Here is a 22,496-nt window from a genome sequence, read left to right as displayed (position 1 = left end):
TACTCCGTAATCAGAGGCACTGATGGCACCTCATTGATAAGTCTAGGGTTACGCCTCTATGAGGAAAATCGATTATAGCCAGTAAATCAATTTTACAACATCCGAGGAAACGCGTGTTGGTTGATTCAATTAACCAACTTTCGGTAAACGGTTTTGGTGAAACTCAGTTAATAATTCATTAATGAAGGCAATCCGTTCACGTCTGTCTGTTAATGGTACAGTAAACTTGAACTTAGTGGGTCCTTCCATTGCAAATTTTTTCGGCGAAGATTGCAGTAATTGCACCAAAAAGGCCGGGTTAATGTCGGCGGTTGGTGAAAATTCAATGTAGCCACCTTTGGCATGAGCTTCAATTTTCTTCGCCTTTATTCTAGCAGCTTGAAGTTTCATTTCACTGATAACTAATAAATTTTTTGCCGCATCAGGTAATGGACCAAAACGGTCGATCAATTCGACTTTCATTTCGGCTAGTTCATCTTCATTGCTCACACTCGCAATACGTTTATACATCGATAATCGAGTATTGATATCGGGAATATAATCGTCTGGTAGCAGCGCAGGAAGACGCAATTCTACCTCAGTTTGCTCACGTAAAAGTTCGTCTAATGACAATTCTTTGCCTTCTTTAAGTGCATTTACAGCTTGCTCAAGCATTTCCATATACAAAGAAAAGCCCACCGATTGAATCTGGCCGCTTTGTTCGTCCCCTAATAGCTCACCCGCACCACGAATTTCTAAATCGTGGGTTGCTAGGGTAAAGCCTGCGCCGAGATCTTCTAATGAAGCAATGGCATCGAGACGTTTGACGGCATCTTTACTTAAGGCTTTTGGATGAGGCGTTAAAAGATAAGCATAGGCTTGATGGTGTGAACGTCCCACACGACCACGTAATTGGTGTAATTGCGCCAGACCCAGTTTATCGGCCCGATCCATAATGATGGTATTGGCGGTGGGAACGTCGATCCCAGTTTCGATGATAGTGGTACACACTAACAGGTTGAAACGTTGATGATAAAAGTCATTCATGATGCCTTCGAGTTCACGCTCGCGCATTTGTCCATGAGCGGTGATCACGCGGGCTTCAGGAATTAATGTCGCTAAATGTTCGGCGACTTTATCAATAGTTTCGACGTTGTTGTGTAAGAAATACACTTGCCCACCACGCATCACTTCACGTAAGACGGCTTCACGGATCACGCTGTCTTCACTTTGACGAACAAAGGTCTTGATGGCTAAGCGTCGGGCAGGTGGGGTCGCAATAATGGATAAATCACGCATGCCACTCATCGCCATATTTAACGTGCGTGGGATAGGTGTTGCCGTGAGGGTCAGAATATCCACATCGGCACGCATGGCTTTGACTTTTTCTTTTTGCCGTACCCCAAAGCGGTGTTCTTCATCGACAATCAGTAACCCTAAATCGCGGAATTTAATGTCATCTTGCAACAGTTTATGAGTACCGATAATGATATCGACTTTCCCCTCGCTGACGTCCGCAAGAATTTGTTTTTGTTCTTTAGCCGATTTAAAGCGCGATAGAACCTCAACTCGTACGGGTAAGTTGGCAAAGCGATCTCGGAAGTTTTCAAAGTGCTGCTGTGCCAATAGAGTAGTCGGGACTAAAACGGCCACTTGTTTGCTATTATCAACCGCTAAGAAGGTGGCGCGCATTGCCACTTCGGTTTTACCAAAGCCGACATCGCCACACACCAATCGATCCATAGCTTTGGCTTGGCACATATCTGACAATACCGCATTGATGGCCATGGCTTGATCATCGGTTTCTTCAAATGGGAAGGTTGCTTTAAAGTGGGCGTATTGCTCTTTGTCGTGAATGAACTTAAAGCCTTTTTTAATCTCTCGTTTAGCGTAGACATCTAAGAGTTCGGCGGCCACATCACGGACTTTTTCCGCGGCTTTTTGACGGGCTTTATTCCATGCATCACTGCCGAGTTTATGTAAAGGTGCGGTTTCTTCCGCTCCTCCAGAATAACGACTGATCAGGTTAAGCGATGAAACCGGTACGTATAATTTGGCATTATTGAGATATTCTAATGTCACGTATTCTGTCGCTAAACCGCCAGCTTCTAAGGTTTGCAGCCCAATATAACGACCAATACCATGATCAAGGTGCACCACAGGTTGACCTGGTTTTAATTCTGCTAAATGACGAATAACCGTATCGCTATTGACGGCTTTACGATCTTTTTTGCGTCGTTGTAATACTCGGTCGCCTAAGACATCACTTTCACAAATAAACACAAAATCCGGCGCATGATGCACAAAACCATGTTCTGTTGAACCCAGCACTAAGGCATATTTAGCCGATGAAGCTAAGGCTTGCGCTAAGGTCGCGAATTCTTTAGGTCGAACCTTGATAGGAGCCAGTAATTCATTGAGTGCTTCACGGCGACCTTCTGATTCAACCGAAAAGATAACTTTACCCGTAGGTGTTTCTGTGGCGTATTGTTCAAGGTATTTACGCAGCGCCGCTAACGGTTCTTTCAACTGATGTTGAGCATTGAGGTTGGGTAAGGGGGCTACGGTTGCATTTATACGCCCAGCTTTTTCTTCAATGGCCTCAACCGATAAGGTCGCTTGTGGCATTGCTTTAAAGTGGTGATAAAGCTCGTCTTTTTTTAACCATAATTCATGCGGCTCTAACAGTGGGCGAAGTGGATCGACTTTGCGTTGATCAAAACGGTAGTCGACATCCGCTAAGAAAGTATCGATGCTTTTTTCTAAGTTGCCGGTAGTCAGCAGCAAGGTGTTGTCTGGCAAGTAATCAAACAGGGTGTCGGTATGCTCAAAAAATAATGGCTGCCAATATTCTATGCCGGATGGCCAAGTACCTTTGGACACTTGCATGTAAACGGATTCAGGCTCACGTCGCGCTTCAAAACGTTGACGCCAACGAATGCGGAAGTCTTCAATGGCGGCTTCTGTAGTCGGAAATTCGTGCGCGGGCAATAAACGCACTTCATTTATATCTTCAATGGTGCGCTGGGTTTCTGCATCAAAAGTGCGGATGCTGTCGATTTCATCATCAAAAAAATCAATGCGATACGGGTTTTCACAGCCCATTGGGAATAAATCGATAATAGAGCCACGGCTAGCGTATTCACCAGGGCCAAAGACTTGGTCAACGTGGCGATAGCCTGATTTTTCTAATTGCATGCGCAGTTTTTCTAGTGAATATAAGTCGCCACTTTTGACCATCAATGTGGTTTGCAATAAGAAATCTTTTGGTGACTGACGCTGTAGCAAGGTACTGATAGGGGCAATGATCAGGCCATTTTTTTGCGTTGGTAATTGATACAACTGGGCAATACGATCGGAAATAATGTCTTGATGAGGAGAAAAATTATCGTAAGGCAGCGTTTCCCAATCGGGGAAAATTGAAACGGAGTGTGGGGTAAACTGACGAACTTCATGCTGGAGTTTAATCGCTAATTGATGGTCGGGCACCGCGAGTAAGGTGACTCCGGCATGTTGTTGCGATAATTCGGCAATGGATAGGGCCATCGCACCGCCAACTAACTGACCGAGTTGTTTTTTATCACCCGGTTTGCTTGGCAAAGGTAGCTGAAGTAAAGAAGACGCTGACTTAGAAGATATTTCAGACATAATTGGATTTGGCTTTTATCAATGGAATGGCTCGATAAAACGAGTGCACTTTTAATGCATTGATTATCGTCATGTAGGAAAACTTATCAAGAGTATGGGCGTAATAGTTATTTTTTATCTGTCTATCAAGAAGCGAGTTGAGCAAGGCTTATTCAACTCTGGCGGGATATTTGCTAGAACGGCGTGAATTCTCGCGTTTACACTTGGTAAAATGCTCAGAGATCGTTATGCTCTGTTTTCATTATTTTTTTCAGGATGCTTTAGATGTTTCACCCAGTTTCGGCCTACATCGGTTTACGGTATTTGAAAGGCCGATCAGGCGATAAATTTAGTCGCTTTGTTTCCTATATGTCGACGGCCGGTATTTCTATTGGTGTGTTATCGCTAGTGACGGTGTTATCCGTGATGAATGGTTTTGAAGGTCAACTCAAACAGAAAATTTTAGGCGTTTTACCACAAGCGGTGATCAGCCAAGCTGAAGATAAAACCTTGAAATCTCAATCACCTCCTGAATTTCTCTCTCATATTCCACATGCGACGGATATTAGCCCAATCGTACGTAGCGAAGCCGTGATTCAAAGTGCCACTAAACTCAGTGCTGGCTTAATGATTGGTATAGAACCAAGAGAACAAGACCCAATAGCCAGCCGCATGATGATGGGGCAAATCTCACAGTTGAGCGCGGGCAGTTATCGCGTTTTTTTAGGTCATACTTTGGCGCGAAGCTTAGGCGTAAATGTGGGATCAAAAGTTCGCTTAATGGTGACCAACGCCAGTCAATTTACGCCCTTGGGCCGCATTCCAAGCCAACGTAACTTTACCGTCGCAGGTATTTTTAATACTGGTTCGGATGTCGATGGGATGTTGATGGTGACGAATATTGCCGATGCCGGGCGATTATTGCGTTATTCAAGTGACACCATTTCAGGTTGGCGGTTATTTTTTGATGACCCATTTGTGGTCGCAGACTTATCTCAACAAAGTGAATGGTTGCCAAGTGGATGGCATTGGTCTGATTGGCGCGAACAACGTGGAGAGTTATTTCAAGCGGTTCGTATGGAAAAAAACATGATGGGACTGATGCTGGGTTTAATCATTGCGGTGGCGGCCTTTAACATCATTTCTGCGCTTATTATGGTGGTGATGGAAAAACAATCCGAAGTGGCTATTTTAAAAACCCAAGGGATGTCGAATCACCAAATTTTAGCCATTTTTATGGTGCAAGGGGCCAGTAGTGGTGTGATTGGTGCGCTAGTCGGTGGGGTGTTAGGCACCTTATTAGCGGCTAATTTAAACGCCATTATGTCAGGGTTGGGATTATCACTATTTAGCCCGGGCAGTCAGCTTCCGGTGGTGATAGAACCGCTGCAAATTGTGGTGGTGATCCTTCTGGCAATTGGACTAAGCCTATTGGCGACCTTATTTCCATCGTATCGTGCCGCCTCAGTGAAACCTGCAGAAGCACTCCGTTACGAATAATTTATTTTACGTTGGCGCATCAAGGCGTGCGGTAACGAATATTGAGCGACAAGGCAAGACATTATGAATCCTTTATTAAGCTGTCAGAACATAAGTAAAACTTATCAAGAAGGAAACCTTGAGACCGAAGTGTTGAAAGGGGTGAGTTTGTCGATCAATCCGGGCGATTTTTTAGCCATAGTCGGCTCGTCAGGTTCGGGGAAAAGTACCTTATTGCATATTTTGGGCGCGCTTGATGATGCCAGTGCTGGGGATGTGACAGTGTTAGGGCAATCTTTATTGCGTCTATCGGGTAATAAACAAGCTAAGTTACGAAATCAGCACATTGGCTTTGTGTATCAATTTCATCATTTATTAGCCGACTTTACCGCATTAGAAAATGTCGCGATGCCATTGTTGATTGCTAAACAAAGTGCGACACAAGCGAAACAAAAAGCGCAAGCAGTGTTAGAAAAGGTGGGATTGGGGCATCGCTTAGAGCATCGACCATCTGAATTGTCTGGTGGTGAGCGTCAACGTGTCGCGATTGCTCGTGCGTTGGTTAATCAGCCCGATCTCGTGTTAGCGGATGAACCGACCGGCAATCTTGATCAAAAAACCGCGTTGGAAATTTACGACTTAATGCGTCAACTCAATCGTGATTTTGGCACCGCCTTTTTAGTGGTGACACACGATGCTCATCTCGCGCAAAAGATGGATAAGCAATACACCATGCAAGATGGCGTTTTGGCTTGGGATCAAACCATAAGCACTCTTAAAGCTGAGGGCTAATCGTCATGTTGTTATCCTTATTCATCGGTTCTAAGTTTAGCCGTGCTAAAGAGCGTAATAAGCTGGTCTCTTTTATTTCTTTTTCTTCTACCATTGGCATTGCGGTCGGGGTCGCGGTGATCATTATTGGCCTTTCTGCGATGAATGGTTTTGAACGTGAGCTTGAAAACCGCGTACTGTCGGTGATCCCACAAGCGGAAATTGAAGGGGTGCGGGAGCCGATCCAAGATTGGCAGCAAATTGCGGCGATAGCGAATAAGAATCAGCAAGTGAAAGCCGTTGCACCGTATGTTCGTTTTACGGCTTTGCTTGAGCGTGGTAATAACTTAAAAGCGGTTGAAGTACGAGCGGTTGATGCTGATTATGAACGTGCGGTGTCCAGCTTGTCACGCTTTGTGGATAAGCAAGCTTGGCAAAATTTCCGAGCAGGCCAACAACAAATTATATTAGGCAAAGGGGTGGCCGAAAAACTGGGGGTGAAGGTAGGGGATGCAGTGACGATTTTGATCCCACCGGCTAATGCCACTACTGAATTGAGCGCACCCAAACGAGTACGAGTTAAGGTGACTGGCTTGTTGACATTAGGCGGACAAATTGATCATGGTTTAGTGATGATCCCGTTAGAAGATGGGCAAAATTACATGAACATTGGCACGGCGGTGAGTGGAGTATCGATGAAAGTCTCACCAGTGTTTGATGCGGATCGTATTGTGCGCCAAGTGGGCTCGTCTATTCCGGTTTATGCTTATTTAAAAAGCTGGAAAAATAAATATGGTTTCTTGCACCATGATATTCAAATGGTCCGCACTATCATGTATTTAGTGATGATCTTAGTCATTGGAGTCGCCAGCTTTAATATTGTTTCTACTTTGATGATGGCTGTAAAAGACCGAGCTTCTGATATTGCTATTTTACGTACTATGGGAGCCAGTGATGGGCTCATCAAGCGTATTTTTGTTTGGTATGGCGTCCTGTCTGGCGTCTTAGGCAGCATTGTGGGGAGCGTGATTGGGGTGCTAGTTGCATACAACTTAACGCCAATGATGCAAGGGATTGAACATCTGATCGGTCATCAATTCTTATCGGGAGATATTTACTTTATTGATTTTCTACCGTCACAAGTGTCTTGGCCCGATGTGATGTTGGTTTCAGGAACGGCGATTACCTTGAGTTTACTTGCCACTTGGTATCCAGCATCTAGAGCCAGTAAATTGAATCCTGCGACTGTGTTGAGTGCGAAATAAATAACGTAACTCGAACGCTGCGCTTTTCGTTTCTTGTCGCTTGATGTTGTCGCTTTAATCGGGATGAACAGTTAGGCTTCGAGACACGAGAAGTGAAACGCCCGAGAACCGAGCGTCGTAAGCTGTCTTAAAAAAAAGAGTGCTATCAAGAATGTTCATTAAGAACGCTAACTTGATAGCACTTTTTTATTTCTATCGCAGGGATGAGCAAAAACTTGCTGAAAAATGGTTTCGTTTGGTTATCTTGAACGACGTTTTTTCCAACTGCGTACCACTGAATAGCGCCACAGCCCATGAATACCAAAATACCCAAGAACGGCAAGAACGGCACCGCAGACTAAACAGCCGAGTAAAAGTGGTGGACCTATGGTATTGATTTGTTCGACAAAGAAGCTCCAAGTCACTTCAAAGTGAAAGTGCTGCTCAGGTCGATGCAAAATCCAGTTACCGATGCGATAAGCAAAATAAAAGAGAAATGGCATGGTGATAGGGTTACTGACCCAAACCAAGGCCACCGATAAGGGGAGGTTAACACCACATAATATTGCCGCCCCAGACGCCATTAACATTTGGCTAGGGAGTGGAATGAAGGCAATAAAAAGACCGACCGCAAAAGCGCCAGCAGCAGAACGACGATTAAGACACCATAAGTTAGGGTTATATAAAACGCTACCAAAAATTTTTAAAGCTTTTTGGTTTTTGATTTTGTCATGGTCAGGCATGAAGCGTTTAATCAATTTTTTTGGCATATAGGGTGGCTCGTATTAATCGTAATTATGTTCTGCTCGGTTGTTTATGCAGCATGGCGAGTGGCTCAATTTGGCCCGTCATGCCGTCACTCATTTGGATGCTTCCGATTGTAGTACTTATTGGCTGTCTTTTCTCAAGAAATCATGGTTATTGGCTACAAGGGCTACTCCTTGGTTGCCTTATAATCATTATTCATGGAAATCATTATCGCCATGTGACAGAAACGCTCTTTTCACATGGGAAGACAATCACAGTACAAGCTCGAATCGTTGCATTAAATCAACCCACATTGCATGGGAAACAAACGATGCTGTCTATTTCGCGTATTGAAAGTGATCATTTACCTTTCTATACGCGTCCTCAAGTAAAACTGTATTATGCGACATCCGAAGTGCCGGCATTAAAATTGGGTGAGTTATGGCAACTACAACTTGAGGTCAAACCTGCGTTTGGTCGGTTGAATGACGCAGGTTATGATAACGAGCGCTATTATGTCTCTAATCAATGGCACGGTAAAGCAGTTATTGTCACAAATACCCCTATAAATCATAAGTTAATCGATAGTGCCTCTTGGCGGTTATATTTACATCAAAAAACCTTGCCTTTATTGGATAAATTACCGGCAAAACCATTTATTTTAGCGCTTGCATTTGGTGATAGAAGTGAAATCTCTTCACAGCAATGGGCGCAATTGAGAGACTCTGGATTGTCGCACTTGATGGCGATTTCTGGTTTGCATATTGCTTTAATGATGACCTTAGGGTGGGCACTAGGTCGAAGTCTTAAAAGTGCCATTTTGATGTTGCGACCTAATGGCTATCAAGTCATCCGATTCCTTCCGTTATGTTCTAGTTTTATTGCTGCTTGGTTTTATGCCTATCTCGCTGGCTTTTCTTTGCCAACACAAAGGGCGTTGGTGATGGGGTGTTTGGTATTAAGCATGTTATGTCTACGTATTCATTGGTCTGCTTGGCAAATTTTATTGTTTATCTTGGTGATGATTGTAGCACTGCAACCTTTTTCGATATTGCAAATGAGCTTTTGGCTGTCATTTAGCGCCATTTTAATTATTTATATCTCGATGTGGTTTTATCAGCAAAAAGGACATAGCTGGCGAGATAAGGTGTTAAAAGTGTTGGTGATCCAAATGGGATTATTTGGTGGCTTGTCTATATTAAGTATTGGCTTTTTTGGTGGCGTGAGTTGGGTGTCGCCGTTGGTCAACTTGGTGGTTATTCCTTGGGTTAGTTTTGTGGTTGTGCCCAGTATTGTATTCGCTTTAATTTGCCAATGGCTGCTAACTTTTGTGGTGTCTATCCATGTTCAAACCTTTATTTGGGGTGTTGTGGATGGGTTGTTGTCACCAGTGATGTGGATTTTACAGCAAACGGAAGGCGCTTGGCTTGCGGCGTCTGCGAAGAGTATGCTAGTGGTGTTGGGCTTGGTTATTGCCTCTATTTTATGGCGATTACGTTGTTATATCTTGTTGTATATGCTGGTGGTTGGGGGCGGAATAGTCATGTTGTTCCCACCATACTTTCAGCCTAATTGGCGAGTGCAAATTCTCGATGTTGGGCAAGGGTTGGCGATCTTAATTCGTAAAGATGGTGAGAGCGTGTTGTATGACACCGGGGTGAGTTGGCAAGGTGGCAGTATGGCTAACTCGGTGATTGTGCCATTATTGCAACAAGAAGGTGAGCGGCAATTGTCGGGGTTGATTATCAGTCATACGGATTCGGATCATGCTGGTGGTCGTCTCGATATTGAACAACAACTGCAACCGCAATGGCGACGAAGCAGTGAAAGGCTCCCCCATTATTTACCCTGCGAGAAAGGACAGAGTTGGCAATGGCAAGGATTATTATTTGAAGCATTATGGCCGCCTAAATCAGTTGCACGGGCGTACAATCCGCACTCGTGTGTGATTCGAGTCTCCGATGCGAGCTTCAGTATTTTACTCACCGGTGATATTGATGCTATTTCGGAAATTTTACTGACTCGCGAACAAAATATTGCCGCAGTTGATGTGATGACCGTGCCGCATCATGGTAGTGCGACCTCTTCTTTTCCAACCTTGCTTGAGGCTTTTACACCGACCGTCGCGATTGCTTCATTAGCCGTCAATAATCAATGGGGATTACCCAATCAAGCGGTAAAACAAAGATATCAAAAAGCCAATATTGATTGGTTAGATACCGGCACCAGTGGGCAAATAACACTCTCTATTTACTCAAATGATTGGCATATCAAACAAAAGAGAGGAAACCAATATCAGCCTTGGTATAGGCAGATTGTCCGTAACGGGTTAGAATAATGCTAATTGTCTAACTAAAAATAAGTGTTTATGACTCAACCTACAGACAGCCTCACATCAAAAGATGAAGGCACCTTTCAAACGTTTAAAAAATTATGGCCAATGATCAGCTTATATAAAGCGGGATTATTTGTTGCCACGATCGCACTCATTATTAATGCTGCCAGTGATACTTATCTTGTTTCCTTATTGAAACCATTATTGGATGAAGGTTTCGGAAGCGCAGAATCCAATTTCTTAAGCATTTTACCTTTCATCGTGATGGGGATGATGATTGTACGTGGTCTTAGTGGCTTTGTGTCGACCTACTGCTTGAGCTGGGTTTCAGGCAATGTAGTGATGGAAATGCGCCGCAAGCTATTTAACCATTTTATGCAAATGCCCGTGAGCTACTTTGATAAAGAATCCACTGGCTCTTTGTTATCTCGCATTACTTATGATTCTGAACAAGTAGCGGCAGCCACCAGTAAAGCGTTGGTGAGCATTGTACGTGAAGGGGCCAGTATCATTGGTTTACTGTTCTTGATGTTCTACAACAGCTGGCAATTATCTTTAGTATTAATTGCCGTTGCTCCTGTGGTGGCGTGGGCGATTCGTATTGTGTCGAAGCGTTTTCGTAAGATCAGTAAAAATATGCAAGATATGATGGGTAATGTGACCTCTTCAGCAGAGCAAATGTTGAAAGGGCATAAAGTCGTATTAAGTTATGGCGGTCAGAACGTTGAGAAAAAACGCTTTGACTCGGTCAGTAATAAGATGCGTCAACAATCGATGAAAATGGTGTCAGCGCAAGCAGCGGCTAACCCAATCATTCAAGTGATTGCCTCAATCGCCTTGGTGGTAGTGCTGTATTTAGCCAGTATTGATTCGATCAAAGCCGATTTAACACCAGGGACTTTCTCGGTGATTTTCTCAGCGATGTTTGCCTTAATGCGCCCATTAAAATCATTGACTAACGTGACCTCTGATTTCCAAAAAGGGATGGCGGCGTGTCAGACTTTGTTTGAATTAATGGAAATGCAAACCGAAGTTGATACGGGCAAAAAAGAAGTTGAGAAAGTGAAAGGCGTATTAAGCGTTAAAGACGTTACTTTTACTTACCCAACCAAAGACGCACCGGCGTTACGTCATGTGTCGTTTGATGTTCCAGCCGGAAAAACAGTGGCTTTAGTTGGCCGTTCTGGCTCTGGTAAGAGTACCATCGCGAACCTCTTTACCCGTTTTTATAATGTTGATTCCGGTGAAATCTATTTAGATGACAGCGAGATCCGTGACTACACGTTATCGAACTTACGAACTCACTTTGCCATTGTGTCGCAAAATGTTCATCTGTTTAACGATACCATCGCCAACAATATTGCTTATGCCGCTACTGAGCGCTATAGCATTGAACAAATCAAACGCGCCGCAGATTTAGCCCATGCGACTGAATTCATTGAAAATATGGATGAAGGTTTCGATACCATGATTGGTGAAAATGGCGTGAGTTTATCGGGTGGTCAACGTCAACGTTTAGCGATTGCTCGTGCATTATTACGTGATGCTCCTGTGCTGATTTTAGATGAAGCAACCTCGGCATTAGATACTGAATCTGAGCGTGCGATTCAAGCGGCATTAGATGAATTACAAAAGAATAAAACCGTGATTGTGATTGCTCACCGTTTATCGACCATTGAAAATGCCGATGAAATTTTAGTGGTGGATGAAGGTGAAATCATTGAACGAGGCAGTCACTCTGATTTGATCACTAAAGACGGTGCCTATGCGCAGCTTCACCGTATTCAGTTTGGTGATTAATGCGTTATTTGTCTAACAACATCAAGAGCACTAGGGTAGGACGATGATTGAGAAAATATGGTTTCATCGTCATCTCTTAGGCTACCTGCTTGCGCCGATTTTATGGCCTTTGAGTTTGTTGTTTAAGCGCATCATTCGCCAGCGTCGTCATGCTTATTTATCAGGTGGTAAACCTCGATATCGCGCTCCGGTTCCGGTGATCGTTGTGGGGAACATTACCGCAGGTGGTAATGGTAAAACGCCGGTGGTGATTTGGTTAGTTGAAACCTTACAAGCCTTAGGAATGAAGCCCGGCGTTGTGTCTCGTGGTTATGGTGGTAAAGCGGCTGCTTATCCGTTGATTGTTGATGCCAATACGTCTAGCTTAGAGTCGGGCGATGAGCCTGCTTTAATTAAGCGTCGAACTGGTGCGCCTGTTGCCGTAGACCCAGTACGCAGCCAAGCGGTAAAAGCTTTATTAGATTGTGATGTCGATGTGATTATTACCGATGATGGTCTGCAGCATTATGCGTTAGAGCGTGATATTGAACTGGTCGTGATTGATGGTCAGCGCCGTTTTGGTAATGAGCAATACATCCCATTTGGGCCGTTACGTGAAGGCTTAGAGCGTTTATCTGAAGTGGATTTTCTGATCACCAATGGTGGACTGGCTCAGGGTAATGAAATTGCAATGACACTGGAGCCCAGCAAGGCGATTAATTTAAAAACAGGTGAAGTTGTTGCTGTCGATAGCTTACCTCAATTGGTGGCCTTTGCTGGGATCGGGCACCCACCACGCTTTTTCAAAACGCTCTCTACACTGGGCGCTGATGTTATTAAAACTCAGGCATTTGCGGATCATCAAGCCTTTGAGCAAGCTGAATTAAATCAGCTTGCGGAACAAGGGCAACACCTGATCATGACAGAAAAAGATGCAGTAAAATGTCATCCATTTGCACAAGATAACTGGTGGTATTTACCGGTTTCCGCACACATTTCTGCGCAAGATAAACAAATCATTATTAAAAAAATCACAGAGGTTAAGAGTCAATATGGATCATCGTCTACTTGAAATTGTGGCTTGTCCTGTATGTAAAGGAAAAGTGGTATTGGATAATGAAAAACAAGAGCTAATTTGTAAGTTCGACCGTTTAGCGTATCCGATCAAAGAAGGTATCCCTGTGATGCTTGAAGTAGAAGCACGTAAAATGTCGATGGATGAGGGGCGCTAATGTCATTCACCGTAGTTATTCCATCTCGCTATCAATCTTCACGCCTGCCGGGGAAACCCTTGGCTGATATCGTGGGCAAGCCTATGGTGCAGTGGGTGTATGAGCAAGCCATTCAAGCGGGAGCAGAACGCGTGATTATCGCCACCGATGATGCTCGCATTGAATCTGTCGTCAAAGGCTTTGGTGGTGAAGTATGCATGACTTCTCCGGATCATCAATCTGGCACTGAGCGCTTAGCTGAAGTAGTTAAAAAAATGGGCATTGCTGATGATCATATCATTGTTAATGTACAAGGCGATGAGCCATTAATTCCACCTTCAATTATCAAGCAAGTGGCAGAGAATTTAGCCAACAGCGTCGCTCCTATGGCAACGCTTGGCGTGAGCATTGATGAGCCACAAGAAGTGTTTAATCCGAATGCGGTTAAAGTGGTGACGGATGAACAAGGTTACGCTTTGTATTTTAGCCGTGCGTCGATTCCTTGGGATCGCGATGCTTGGGCACAAGAAGATAAAGTAATCCGTCAACCATTGATGCGTCATATTGGTATTTATGCTTATCGTGCTGGCTTCATTAACACTTACGTGAACTGGCAACCAAGCGCCCTTGAGCAGATTGAATCACTAGAGCAACTGCGCGTGCTTTGGTATGGTGAAAAAATTCATGTCGCGTTAGCTAAAGAAGCCCCAGCTGCAGGTGTTGATACGCCTGAAGATCTAGAAATTGTACGTCAGATTTTAGCGAAATAAGCGCTAATTTAGTGATCCTCACTGAGGTTTATTAACTAACCTCAGTGAGGATCACTAGGCAAATGAAAGCTCAATTCAGAAACGGATTGGGCTTTTTATTTTTGGTATTAATACTTTCACATTCAGTAAACTCAAATAACCTCATTTATATTTCACCGTCATTCTGAAAAGCAAGGTACGAGGGCTGTTTAGAATCTCCTATTTACGTTACCAGAGCTCAAAAACAATCTTAGATATAACTTAAGAATTTAAATTCATATCAATCTATATGCTGATAATTTACACCGTAGCCTGATATGAGTTTATATTGGAAAACTAGACGGATGATTTCCGTATTTCATACCTCGAACGTATGAAATAAGTTTGATTTTATGAGTTAAGTTAGATAGCTACTTGCTCGGTAAAAAAATGAATGGAATGATAGGTGAAAAGACTAGACGGATTTTCTCCGTCTATTAAATTGTTATGTTTTACTGGTGATTTTATGAAATTTGGTGCAACTGTCTTTATATTGGCCATGATTAGCGCTATTTTATTCACATTGACTATGAAATATGATTGGTTACGATTAATTATATATTGTGAAGGTTTTGGATGTTTAGGGCTTGGGATTCTCTACAGAGTGATCAGCTTTTTAGTAGTTGTTATTTTTATTGTTTTTGGCCTGTGGCTTGGACCTAAACCAAAGTTTCTTTCTGCTTTGTTCGCAGGAAGTATTGCTTCAGTTGCTATGCTTATATCGTTTAAAGTCCTCTCTAACGCATAAACTTTGATAGCAATCAATAAAGACTATGCTTAGTATTGCAAATTATCCTCTGCGCAAAAACATAACAAACAACTATGGTCTCAAGAACTAATTTTTAGTAAAAATTTCATCCTACATGACCTCATCTCTTATCATCGAATTTACTATGACTACCATCTTACAAACACAAGCGATGATGGCTACCTTTTAGGTTTCCCTGTTTCTACAAGCCGTTGGTAAGTGGCTTTGAAAACAGGGCTGCATTGTATCACTGACATCATTGCCATATAGAGAACCTCCCTTACTTTAGCTCACTAGCTTGAATGGTTCTTTGCCTTTATAACGGGGATTTTCTTTAGTAAAACTAATTATGGCTCTGGCTTCACTGACCCACGAGATTGTAGGCAAGGGGTTTTTTTGGGGGCATTATGTCTATAACTACCGTCAGGTTTGAAAATTTATGGATATCGTTCTGGTGACCGTATATTAAGAGGAATGTTAACCGTATTATTAAAAAGTGAAATTTCTAAATAAAATTCCACTTTTCTAGTTATCCACAGATGAAGTTAATTAATAGTGATATTTTTAACCATTATAAGGAGGATAAAATTAAATGGTAATTTTACAACGTTTCGTTTTAATTACTGGAGTTGCAACTTTTTTAGCTGATGCATAAGCAGCCAATGCTGTTGCTTTAGCTGTATTAGCGGCACTTTCAGCAGAAGGACTTATTAGACCAATTAGGCTTGTATAATTATCAGAGCTATCAATGTTTTCTTTATAAGAATCAAAAGCAGTGTCGATTTGATCACAAGTTAATGTGTTGAAATCTACAGAGGTGATATCAACAGCATTGTCGCTAGTCGAAATACAACCAGTTAAAAATGAACTAGAAAGGATTAAGGCTAAAAGTGATTTATTTTTCATTTATATATCCAAATGTTTTTTAATTTTCATTTTAATAAAAGAATTTTGCATGGATGAATCATGCATAATTTGTATGGTTTATTATTGAATAATAACTGTCAAATATTATTTCTATTAAATTGTTTTTTAGTGAAATTAACTGTGCTTTGATTGATTTATTGAAAATGATTTATGTTTTTTGTTTGTTTTTATTTTGTGATTTGTTGTTTAATGTTTTTATGTTTATTTTTAGTATGTTTTATTTTTATTTATCATGTTGGTATTGTTGCTTTTCCTTTGGTTTGGTTGTTTGCTTTTTGTGGTGTTGTAATTAAGTTGGAGCGTATGTTTGTATTTGAGGTTGTAGTGTTTTTGTTATGTTGTTCCTATCGAGATTTCATAACATTAAGAGATGTAACTTATATTTCCACTTGTCATTTGTTTTGACTATGATGCTAAGTGCATGAAACCACAATTTTAACTGTTAGAATCAGTGATTTTGCGAGGAGTAAAAATGAAGCGATTGTTGTTGATAGTGTCATGCCTATTACTACCAGTTTCAGTGCAGGCGGAGGTGGATTGTCAGGCCCCTCAAAATACGGTAGAAATAAATGAATGCGCGATGGATAAATTGAAGCAAGCCACGCAAGAGCTAGATAAATATTTTGCAGCCAGTTTAGAGCAACATGCTGAAGATAAAGAATTGGTGAAGGCTATTGAAGTGGCACAGAATCACTGGCAACAATATATGCAAGCGCATTGCTCTTCGGTCTACACACAATGGCGTGATGGCACCATTCGAGGTGTGATGGCAGCCTCTTGCAAAACACAACTCACCAAACAAAGAACCCATGAAATTTGGGAAACGTTTCTAACCTATATGGACAGTACTCCGCCGGTATTGGTTGAGCCTATCTTAAACTAACCTCAGTTGCGGATAACTCGAAGTCACTCAATACAGCTCTTTGGGCGTCTAGCTTCGTTAAAATCAATGTAATAGGCCAGTTATTGACTTATGATTTTGCCTTGTTATCCATCCCAAATTGCAGCCTTGGGAGAAAGCAATCAACCCTATGAACCTGATAGATATTTTTATCATTTATGCATCAGTGTGTTATGGTTTTTATTGCGACCTACTTATCCGCAGTTGAGGTTAAACTAATATCGTTGCTCTTATTACTTAAGCACTTTATAAGGAAAGGAATCTATGTCAGGAGTGACCGAGCTCGAACAATTATTAAGGTCAATGAACCCACATTTAGTGAATGGTGATTTTGTTTTTTGTACAGTGGCGGGAGAGTTAAAAGATTATCTTGAGTGTAACCCGGTGGCGACTTTTGTTGAATCGGAAGGGGTAACACTGGTGATTGAAAAGTCTGTGGCAGAACAGCGAGGGATCAAGTTTGAAGGTATATACCGCCAAATAACCTTAACCGTTCATTCAAGTTTAGATGCGGTTGGTCTTACTGCGGTTGTTGCTACGCAATTGGCCTCTCAAGGGATCAGTGCCAATGTGATTGCTGCTTATTATCACGACCATATTTTTGTTCAATCGAGTAAAGCTGAAGCCGCCATACAGGCCTTAAAGGCATTAGCTGTGATTCAGTAAGAACGCAAGATTTAAGATTTAACCGGTGTTTTGTTAAGGTTGTTGAATTGGCCTAAAGCCTGGTTATTGTTGATGTGATGCACTCAAGGATGAGTATGTAATATGGATTTTATTTTACAAATCTGGGGTGGCAGTTTTTATCTTTTGAATAAGATTTTATTTGCCGTTTCAGAAAGTCAGCAGCAACGCCTGAAGAAAAAACTCAAAATTATCGGTTGGATTATTTATATTTTAGGAGTGCCAGCATGGGTCATTATTTTGGTTGGCCATCAAAATTGGATTGCTGCCTCGATAGAAGCGGGCGGGATCCCTGCCATGTTATTAGGCTTATATAACACTTATCATGATCATAAAAAGCCCCACAAAGGGTTTAACCTGCTAGTCACTTTGTCTACTTATGGCTCTTTAGCTTTTGGGGTACTTTATAGCGTCAATTTACACGGTGGCATAACCTCAATGACGCAAGTGTTAGAGCTTGGTGTGATGCTAGGCTTTTTGTTAGGCAGTTATTATATGGCGAAAAATAGTACTAAAGGTTGGTTGTTTTTTATGTTAATGAATTTAAGTATGGCCAGTTTAATGCTATTACAAGCTAAGCCTATTTTGATGGCGCAACAATTATTATCGTTTTGCTTTGTATTTTATGGGTTTAATAAAAGCCAAAGAAGGATCAATCAAGCATAAAAGAAATGGACTTCAATATAGAATACGGCTCAGGATATTTAACGTAGTAACGTGAATATTGTGAACCAATTATTTGCGATTAATAGGATAAAGAATGAAACAAGTAGTACGAGTAGGAGTGGCGGCAGTCATTGTACGTGATGGCGCAATATTACTCGGAGAACGAATCGGTTCTCATGGGGCCAATACTTGGGCAACCCCAGGAGGGCATCTTGAAGTGGGTGAAAGTATAGAGCAATGTGCCATACGAGAAACGCAAGAAGAAACCGGTTTAGCCATTGATTTTGTACGTAAGCTTACTTTTACTAATGATGTCTTTGAGAAAGAGGGTAAGCACTATATCACTTTGTTTGTGCTTGCTAAGGCTCGAGATGGTGAACCTCAAGTGATGGAAGTGGATAAATGTAAGCAGTGGCAATGGTTTGAGCTAGATTCCTTGCCTGAGCCATTGTTTTTACCAATACAAAACCTATTAAAAGCACATCAGGACGATCTTAGTTCATTGCTTAAGGGTGAACATACTGATTGAGTGGTTGCTCATTATACTGAGGCTGGGCGAGTTGAGTCGGGGGAATAATACAGTCAAGGCCTTCTCAAACCATATCAATAAAGCCAATACGAGAATAAATAATTAACCGCAGCTGAGGTTAATTAGCCAAGGACAAACTAGCTCTCAACGGAGCTAGTTTGATATTAGCGTTATTTTGATACGGTGAATTGCATCATCATACCGGTATCTTCATGTTCTAAAATATGGCAATGCGCCATGTACGGGTAATCTTTGTTAGCCAGATGGTTAAACTGAACTAACAATTCCGTTTGTCCCATTGGAAAGACACTAATGGTATCTTTCCAGCCACTTAAGTGCGCCGGTGGTGGATTACCATCAATGGCAAGGACACGAAAACGACAACCGTGAATATGAAAAGGATGCAGCATGTGATCTTTGCCTTGGCTAATAATCCAATGTTCAAATTCACCTTGTTTCGCATCAAAATCAATACGCTGCATATCAAATGGGCGGCCATTAATCGTATTAATATGCAGTAATTGCTCTTGAGTAAATGTGCTCTTTGGTGTTGAATTTGTCATCATCATTGAGCCATGCTTCATATCTTTCATCGAAGAATGCGTCATGTGATCTGTATGAGGTTCACCATGATTGGCCTTCATGTCCATCCGCTTTGCCATTCCTGATGATTTAGACTGTCTCGCCATCATGATTTGCATCGCTTGCTGGTCAAGTTCTTCAGGCATACCGAGCACCACCTCACGAGTGATCTTGGCAATGCTGGCCTCTACGGCAGGTAAATCGGTTAGTTGAGCGGGGAGTTCGCCTTTTCCTTGCTGTTGAGTGACGTCGATGGTGACTAAAGGGCAAGCACGATCAAACGGTGCATGCATCATGCCCATTTGCATGACAGGTAAGGTCACCCAATCAAACGAGCGTTTATCATGAGTTGCAACCATTATGTCGTAACGTTCTCCAGAGGCGATATCCAATTGCGTCATTTTGACAGGTTTATCCAGTAACCCTGCGTCTGAAGCAATCACATAAAAGGCCCGCTCATCTGATGCTGTTAAGCGATAGGTGCGAGCGTTTGAGCCATTAAGAACGTGAAAACGCACCCAGCCGGATTGAACTTGAGCTTTAGGATAAATAGCACCATTGACGAGTACTTGATCGCCAGCATAGCCCATGGCGACGTTAACGATATCCAAGAGTTCATAATCAAATTCGCCATTGTCTTTAAAGCGACGGTCTTGGATCACTAGGGGAATTTGGTTTTCGCCCCATTGTGAAGGCAAGTTGAGGCTATCGGTAATCTCATCTTCAATCAGCATCATGCCGGCAATGCCTTTTATCACATATTCGGCGGTTTTAGGATGTTGATGTGGGTGGAACCAACAGGTGGCGGCGGGTTGTCGAATCGGTAAAGTCAGTTGCCAAGTCTCATTGGGTTGAATGAGTTGATGCGGTCCACCATCAAGGTTGCCCGGTATCTCTAAACCATGCCAATGAATAGTCATGGCTTCATCGAGTGTATTAAGGACTTTAATGTGAGCATCTTGGCCTTGTCGCATTTTTAATACGGGTCCTAAAAAAGCCCTATTAATTCCGCAAGTTGGCGTTTTTTTGTCAGGCAGAAATTGACTCTCACCTGCTTGAATCGTTAAGGCTGTTTGGCCTTTGCTTGTATCAATTAACTCAGGAATAGGCAAAGTGGGTTGTTTTTTATGAGCCACAGACTGCGCGAAAGTAAGAGGAATACTAGGTAAGCTTAAGCCAACCACACCAGCAGCAGAGCTTAATTTTAAAAATCGACGACGTTCCATGATTTTCTCCTATGAAACTGTTTCTTATAAAATAATGATGTAAAACATAAAGCTTCCTGTAAGGGGAGGGTCAATAAAAAGCGTCGATTTTATAAGAAAAAAGATAAGATTTGAGACCTTTATCTCTGCTTAAGGTTAAGGGATTTCTAGGTTAATTATGGAAAATCTAATCGATGAATATGTCAGTGAGCTCTGGGAGAGTATTCATTGCTAGTCAATTGCTCAAGTGTGCACCGGTGTCGAAGAATCATCTTAAGGCAAAATAAACGCATCGCGACATCGTATTTCAGGTATGATGGACAATTGATTAAATGGTTGAGCCATGAATATACCTGTTACCAATCTTTCGACCTCACAAAGCACTTCGAGTGACGTGGCGGTTGAAGTCTCTTGCGCCAATTGTAAAGCGTGTTGTTGCCGTCTTGAAGTGATGATCATTTCAGATACCGGTGTTCCTGAAGATTTTATTTCTCGTGATCAATATGGTAGTGAAACCATGTTAAGGCTTAATGATGGCTGGTGTGCAGCGGTGGATCGTGAAACGTTATTGTGTACGATTTATGAAAATCGCCCATGGATATGTCGGGAATTTGAAATGGGATCTTATGAATGTGTTGATGAGCGCAATGCTCACCTACCATAAGCCCCATTTAGGTTATTTTTTATTGTCCTTATTTCCCAGAGATAAACTCATTACTTTTATGAAATACCGTGATCGTGAACTGTCGAACTTGGCGGACAAGTAGCGAGAATTTCACGACGACCTGTGTCTTTCACTTCCTCTAAAATAACGTCAAAGCCCCAGAGACGATGCAGGTGCTTCAAAACCTCGGGGTAACCATCATGTAAGGGGATTCTATCTTGTGGAACGTGTTGCAAGGTAAGTGAGCGATCGCCACGAACATTGACATTCCAAACTTGAATATTCGGCTCTAAATTACTGAGATTATATTGAGAGGCGAGCTTCTCACGAATGGCTTGATAACCCGTTTCATTATGAATAGCACTGATCTCAATATAATTTTTCCTATCATCATCCAAAACAGAGAATAAGCGAAAATCACGGATTAATTTAGGTGAGAGGTATTGGCTGATAAAACTCTCATCTTTGAAGTTGTGCATAGCAAAATGAACCGCATCTAACCAGTTTGAGCCAGCGAGATCTGGAAACCATTCTTTATCTTCTTCGGTCGGATTTTCACAGATACGTCGTATATCTTGGAACATGGCAAAGCCGAGTGCGTAAGGGTTAATGCCATTGTAGTATTTACTATTGTATTCCGGTTGTGCAATGACGCTGGTGTGGCTATGTAAAAACTCTAAAATGAACGCATCGGTGACCACTCCTTCATCATAAAGGTGATTTAAAATGGTGTAATGCCAGAAAGTTGCCCAGCCTTCATTCATCACTTGCGTTTGTTTTTGCGGATAGAAATATTGGCTGACCTTACGCACGATTCGTACAATTTCACGCTGCCAAGGTTCTAAAAGCGGTGCATGCTTTTCGATAAAATAGAGTAGGTTTTCTTGGGGTTCACTTGGAAAACGATGATCACTTTGTTGGTCGTCTTGTTTGGATTTTGGCACAGTCCGCCATAACTCATTCACTTGCGATTGTAAGTAGGCCTCGCGGGATTCTTGGCGTGCTTTTTCTTCTAAAATAGAAATTTTCTCAGGGCGTTTATAACGGTCAACCCCGTAATTCATTAAGGCGTGGCATGAATCAAGAATGTTCTCCACTTCTGAAATGCCATATTTTTCTTCACATTGTGAGATGTAAGTTCGAGCAAATAAAAGATAATCAATAATAGAGCTGGCATCGGTCCACGATTGGAATAAATAATTACCTTTAAAAAACGAGTTGTGGCCATAACAAGCGTGAGCCATCACTAAAGCCTGCATGGTTATGGTGTTTTCTTCCATTAGATAGGCAATACATGGATTTGAATTAATCACAATTTCATAAGCTAACCCCATATGCCCATGCTTGTAGTTTTGTTCGGTCTGTATAAAACGTTTACCAAATGACCAATGATGGTAGTTAATTGGCATCCCAATACTGGAATAGGCATCCATCATCTGTTCAGCCGTGATCACTTCGATTTGATTGGGATAAGTATCTAGACGATAGTGTTGTGCGACTCGTTTGATTTCGGTGTGATACTGTTCTAATAGATCAAAAGTCCAATCGGGGCCTGTGGGTAATGGGAATCCAGGGTGATTGCCTTGTTCGGTATCATGTGTATTTTGAGTCTTAGTAACCATAATTTATC

19 protein-coding genes and 1 pseudogene are annotated in these 22,496 nt (G+C 42.1%); 14 read left to right on the top strand and 6 right to left on the bottom strand.

Annotation, left to right across the window (positions count from 1 at the left end):
* Positions 1 to 129: 129 nt before the first annotated feature.
* Positions 130 to 3,627, bottom strand: coding sequence for a transcription-repair coupling factor (gene mfd, locus VCA1004_RS06805; protein ID WP_086983874.1), 3,498 nt, complete (start codon positions 3,625 to 3,627; stop codon positions 130 to 132).
* 264 nt (positions 3,628 to 3,891) lie between these two features.
* Between mfd and lolC the strand changes: the two genes are divergently transcribed.
* The 3 genes from lolC to lolE all read left to right on the top strand — a co-directional run bounded on the left by lolC (position 3,892) and on the right by lolE (position 7,121).
* The gene (gene lolC / locus VCA1004_RS06800) at positions 3,892 to 5,106 is read left to right on the top strand and encodes a lipoprotein-releasing ABC transporter permease subunit LolC (RefSeq protein WP_086983877.1); all 1,215 of its coding nucleotides are present in this window, start codon (positions 3,892 to 3,894) and stop codon (positions 5,104 to 5,106) included.
* A 63-nt stretch (positions 5,107 to 5,169) separates the two neighbouring features.
* Positions 5,170 to 5,877: a lipoprotein-releasing ABC transporter ATP-binding protein LolD gene (gene lolD, locus VCA1004_RS06795; RefSeq protein ID WP_086983880.1), complete on the top strand. Its 708-nt coding sequence runs from the start codon at positions 5,170 to 5,172 to the stop codon at positions 5,875 to 5,877.
* Positions 5,877 to 7,121 (top strand): lipoprotein-releasing ABC transporter permease subunit LolE, encoded by a 1,245-nt coding sequence (gene lolE, locus VCA1004_RS06790; protein ID WP_086983882.1) that lies wholly within the window; start codon positions 5,877 to 5,879, stop codon positions 7,119 to 7,121. The genes lolD and lolE overlap by 1 nt, the downstream gene beginning before the upstream one ends.
* Positions 7,122 to 7,360: 239 nt before the next feature.
* Here the strand turns inward: lolE and VCA1004_RS06785 are convergent, their stop codons facing one another.
* Positions 7,361 to 7,870, bottom strand: coding sequence for a DUF2062 domain-containing protein (locus tag VCA1004_RS06785; RefSeq protein WP_086983885.1), 510 nt, complete (start codon positions 7,868 to 7,870; stop codon positions 7,361 to 7,363).
* Between the two features lie 5 nt (positions 7,871 to 7,875).
* Here VCA1004_RS06785 and VCA1004_RS06780 point away from each other — a divergent pair, with 5 nt between their 5' ends.
* The 6 genes from VCA1004_RS06780 (at position 7,876) to VCA1004_RS06755 (ending at position 14,708) form a co-directional block, all read left to right on the top strand.
* Positions 7,876 to 10,185 carry a DNA internalization-related competence protein ComEC/Rec2 gene (locus VCA1004_RS06780; RefSeq protein ID WP_086983888.1) on the top strand — a complete coding sequence of 770 codons (2,310 nt, stop codon included), beginning with the start codon at positions 7,876 to 7,878 and terminating at the stop codon, positions 10,183 to 10,185.
* 30 nt (positions 10,186 to 10,215) lie between these two features.
* A complete protein-coding gene (gene msbA / locus VCA1004_RS06775; RefSeq protein ID WP_086983891.1) occupies positions 10,216 to 11,982 on the top strand; it encodes a lipid A ABC transporter ATP-binding protein/permease MsbA in 1,767 nt (588 codons plus the stop codon).
* A 43-nt stretch (positions 11,983 to 12,025) separates the two neighbouring features.
* Entirely contained in the window at positions 12,026 to 13,033 is a 1,008-nt protein-coding gene (gene lpxK / locus VCA1004_RS06770) for a tetraacyldisaccharide 4'-kinase (protein WP_086983894.1), read from the top strand.
* Positions 13,014 to 13,193, top strand: coding sequence for a Trm112 family protein (locus VCA1004_RS06765; RefSeq protein ID WP_086983897.1), 180 nt, complete (start codon positions 13,014 to 13,016; stop codon positions 13,191 to 13,193). Before lpxK ends, VCA1004_RS06765 begins: the two co-directional genes overlap by 20 nt.
* Complete coding sequence (kdsB, locus tag VCA1004_RS06760; protein ID WP_086983899.1) at positions 13,193 to 13,942, top strand: 3-deoxy-manno-octulosonate cytidylyltransferase; 750 nt, start codon at positions 13,193 to 13,195, stop codon at positions 13,940 to 13,942. The genes VCA1004_RS06765 and kdsB overlap by 1 nt, the downstream gene beginning before the upstream one ends.
* Before the next feature lie 424 nt (positions 13,943 to 14,366).
* Positions 14,367 to 14,708, top strand: coding sequence for a hypothetical protein (locus tag VCA1004_RS06755; protein WP_086983902.1), 342 nt, complete (start codon positions 14,367 to 14,369; stop codon positions 14,706 to 14,708).
* 111 nt (positions 14,709 to 14,819) lie between these two features.
* On the opposite strand, the pseudogene VCA1004_RS06750 reads toward VCA1004_RS06755, so the two are convergent.
* Positions 14,820 to 15,050, bottom strand: a pseudogene (locus VCA1004_RS06750) (IS110 family transposase); the annotation flags it as partial.
* A 246-nt stretch (positions 15,051 to 15,296) separates the two neighbouring features.
* On the bottom strand, positions 15,297 to 15,614 hold the full coding sequence (locus VCA1004_RS06745) for a hypothetical protein (RefSeq protein ID WP_086983905.1): 318 nt from the start codon (positions 15,612 to 15,614) through the stop codon (positions 15,297 to 15,299).
* A gap of 493 nt (positions 15,615 to 16,107) precedes the next feature.
* On the opposite strand from VCA1004_RS06745, the gene VCA1004_RS06740 reads away from it, so the two are divergent.
* From VCA1004_RS06740 to VCA1004_RS06725, 4 genes are all read left to right on the top strand, one after another.
* Entirely contained in the window at positions 16,108 to 16,518 is a 411-nt protein-coding gene (locus tag VCA1004_RS06740) for a lysozyme inhibitor LprI family protein (RefSeq protein WP_086983907.1), read from the top strand.
* A gap of 282 nt (positions 16,519 to 16,800) precedes the next feature.
* Complete coding sequence (locus tag VCA1004_RS06735) at positions 16,801 to 17,202, top strand: ACT domain-containing protein (protein ID WP_086983910.1); 402 nt, start codon at positions 16,801 to 16,803, stop codon at positions 17,200 to 17,202.
* 102 nt (positions 17,203 to 17,304) lie between these two features.
* Positions 17,305 to 17,886: a nicotinamide mononucleotide transporter gene (locus tag VCA1004_RS06730; RefSeq protein ID WP_086983914.1), complete on the top strand. Its 582-nt coding sequence runs from the start codon at positions 17,305 to 17,307 to the stop codon at positions 17,884 to 17,886.
* 94 nt (positions 17,887 to 17,980) lie between these two features.
* Entirely contained in the window at positions 17,981 to 18,415 is a 435-nt protein-coding gene (locus VCA1004_RS06725; protein WP_086983918.1) for a nucleotide triphosphate diphosphatase NUDT15, read from the top strand.
* Between the two features lie 170 nt (positions 18,416 to 18,585).
* On the opposite strand, the gene cueO is transcribed toward VCA1004_RS06725, so the two are convergent.
* Positions 18,586 to 20,223 carry a multicopper oxidase CueO gene (gene cueO, locus VCA1004_RS06720; protein ID WP_086983921.1) on the bottom strand — a complete coding sequence of 546 codons (1,638 nt, stop codon included), beginning with the start codon at positions 20,221 to 20,223 and terminating at the stop codon, positions 18,586 to 18,588.
* A 322-nt stretch (positions 20,224 to 20,545) separates the two neighbouring features.
* Here cueO and VCA1004_RS06715 point away from each other — a divergent pair, with 322 nt between their 5' ends.
* A complete protein-coding gene (locus VCA1004_RS06715) occupies positions 20,546 to 20,866 on the top strand; it encodes a YkgJ family cysteine cluster protein (RefSeq protein ID WP_086983926.1) in 321 nt (106 codons plus the stop codon).
* Positions 20,867 to 20,922: 56 nt separating this feature from the next.
* On the opposite strand, the gene VCA1004_RS06710 is transcribed toward VCA1004_RS06715, so the two are convergent.
* Complete coding sequence (locus VCA1004_RS06710) at positions 20,923 to 22,488, bottom strand: SpoVR family protein (RefSeq protein WP_086983929.1); 1,566 nt, start codon at positions 22,486 to 22,488, stop codon at positions 20,923 to 20,925.
* Between the last annotated feature and the right edge of the window lie 8 nt (positions 22,489 to 22,496).

This window comes from Vibrio aphrogenes (genome assembly GCF_002157735.2).
Lineage (GTDB): Bacteria > Pseudomonadota > Gammaproteobacteria > Enterobacterales > Vibrionaceae > Vibrio > Vibrio aphrogenes.
Note: the sequence above shows the minus strand (reverse complement) of the source record. Positions and strands in the feature narration are given on the sequence as shown.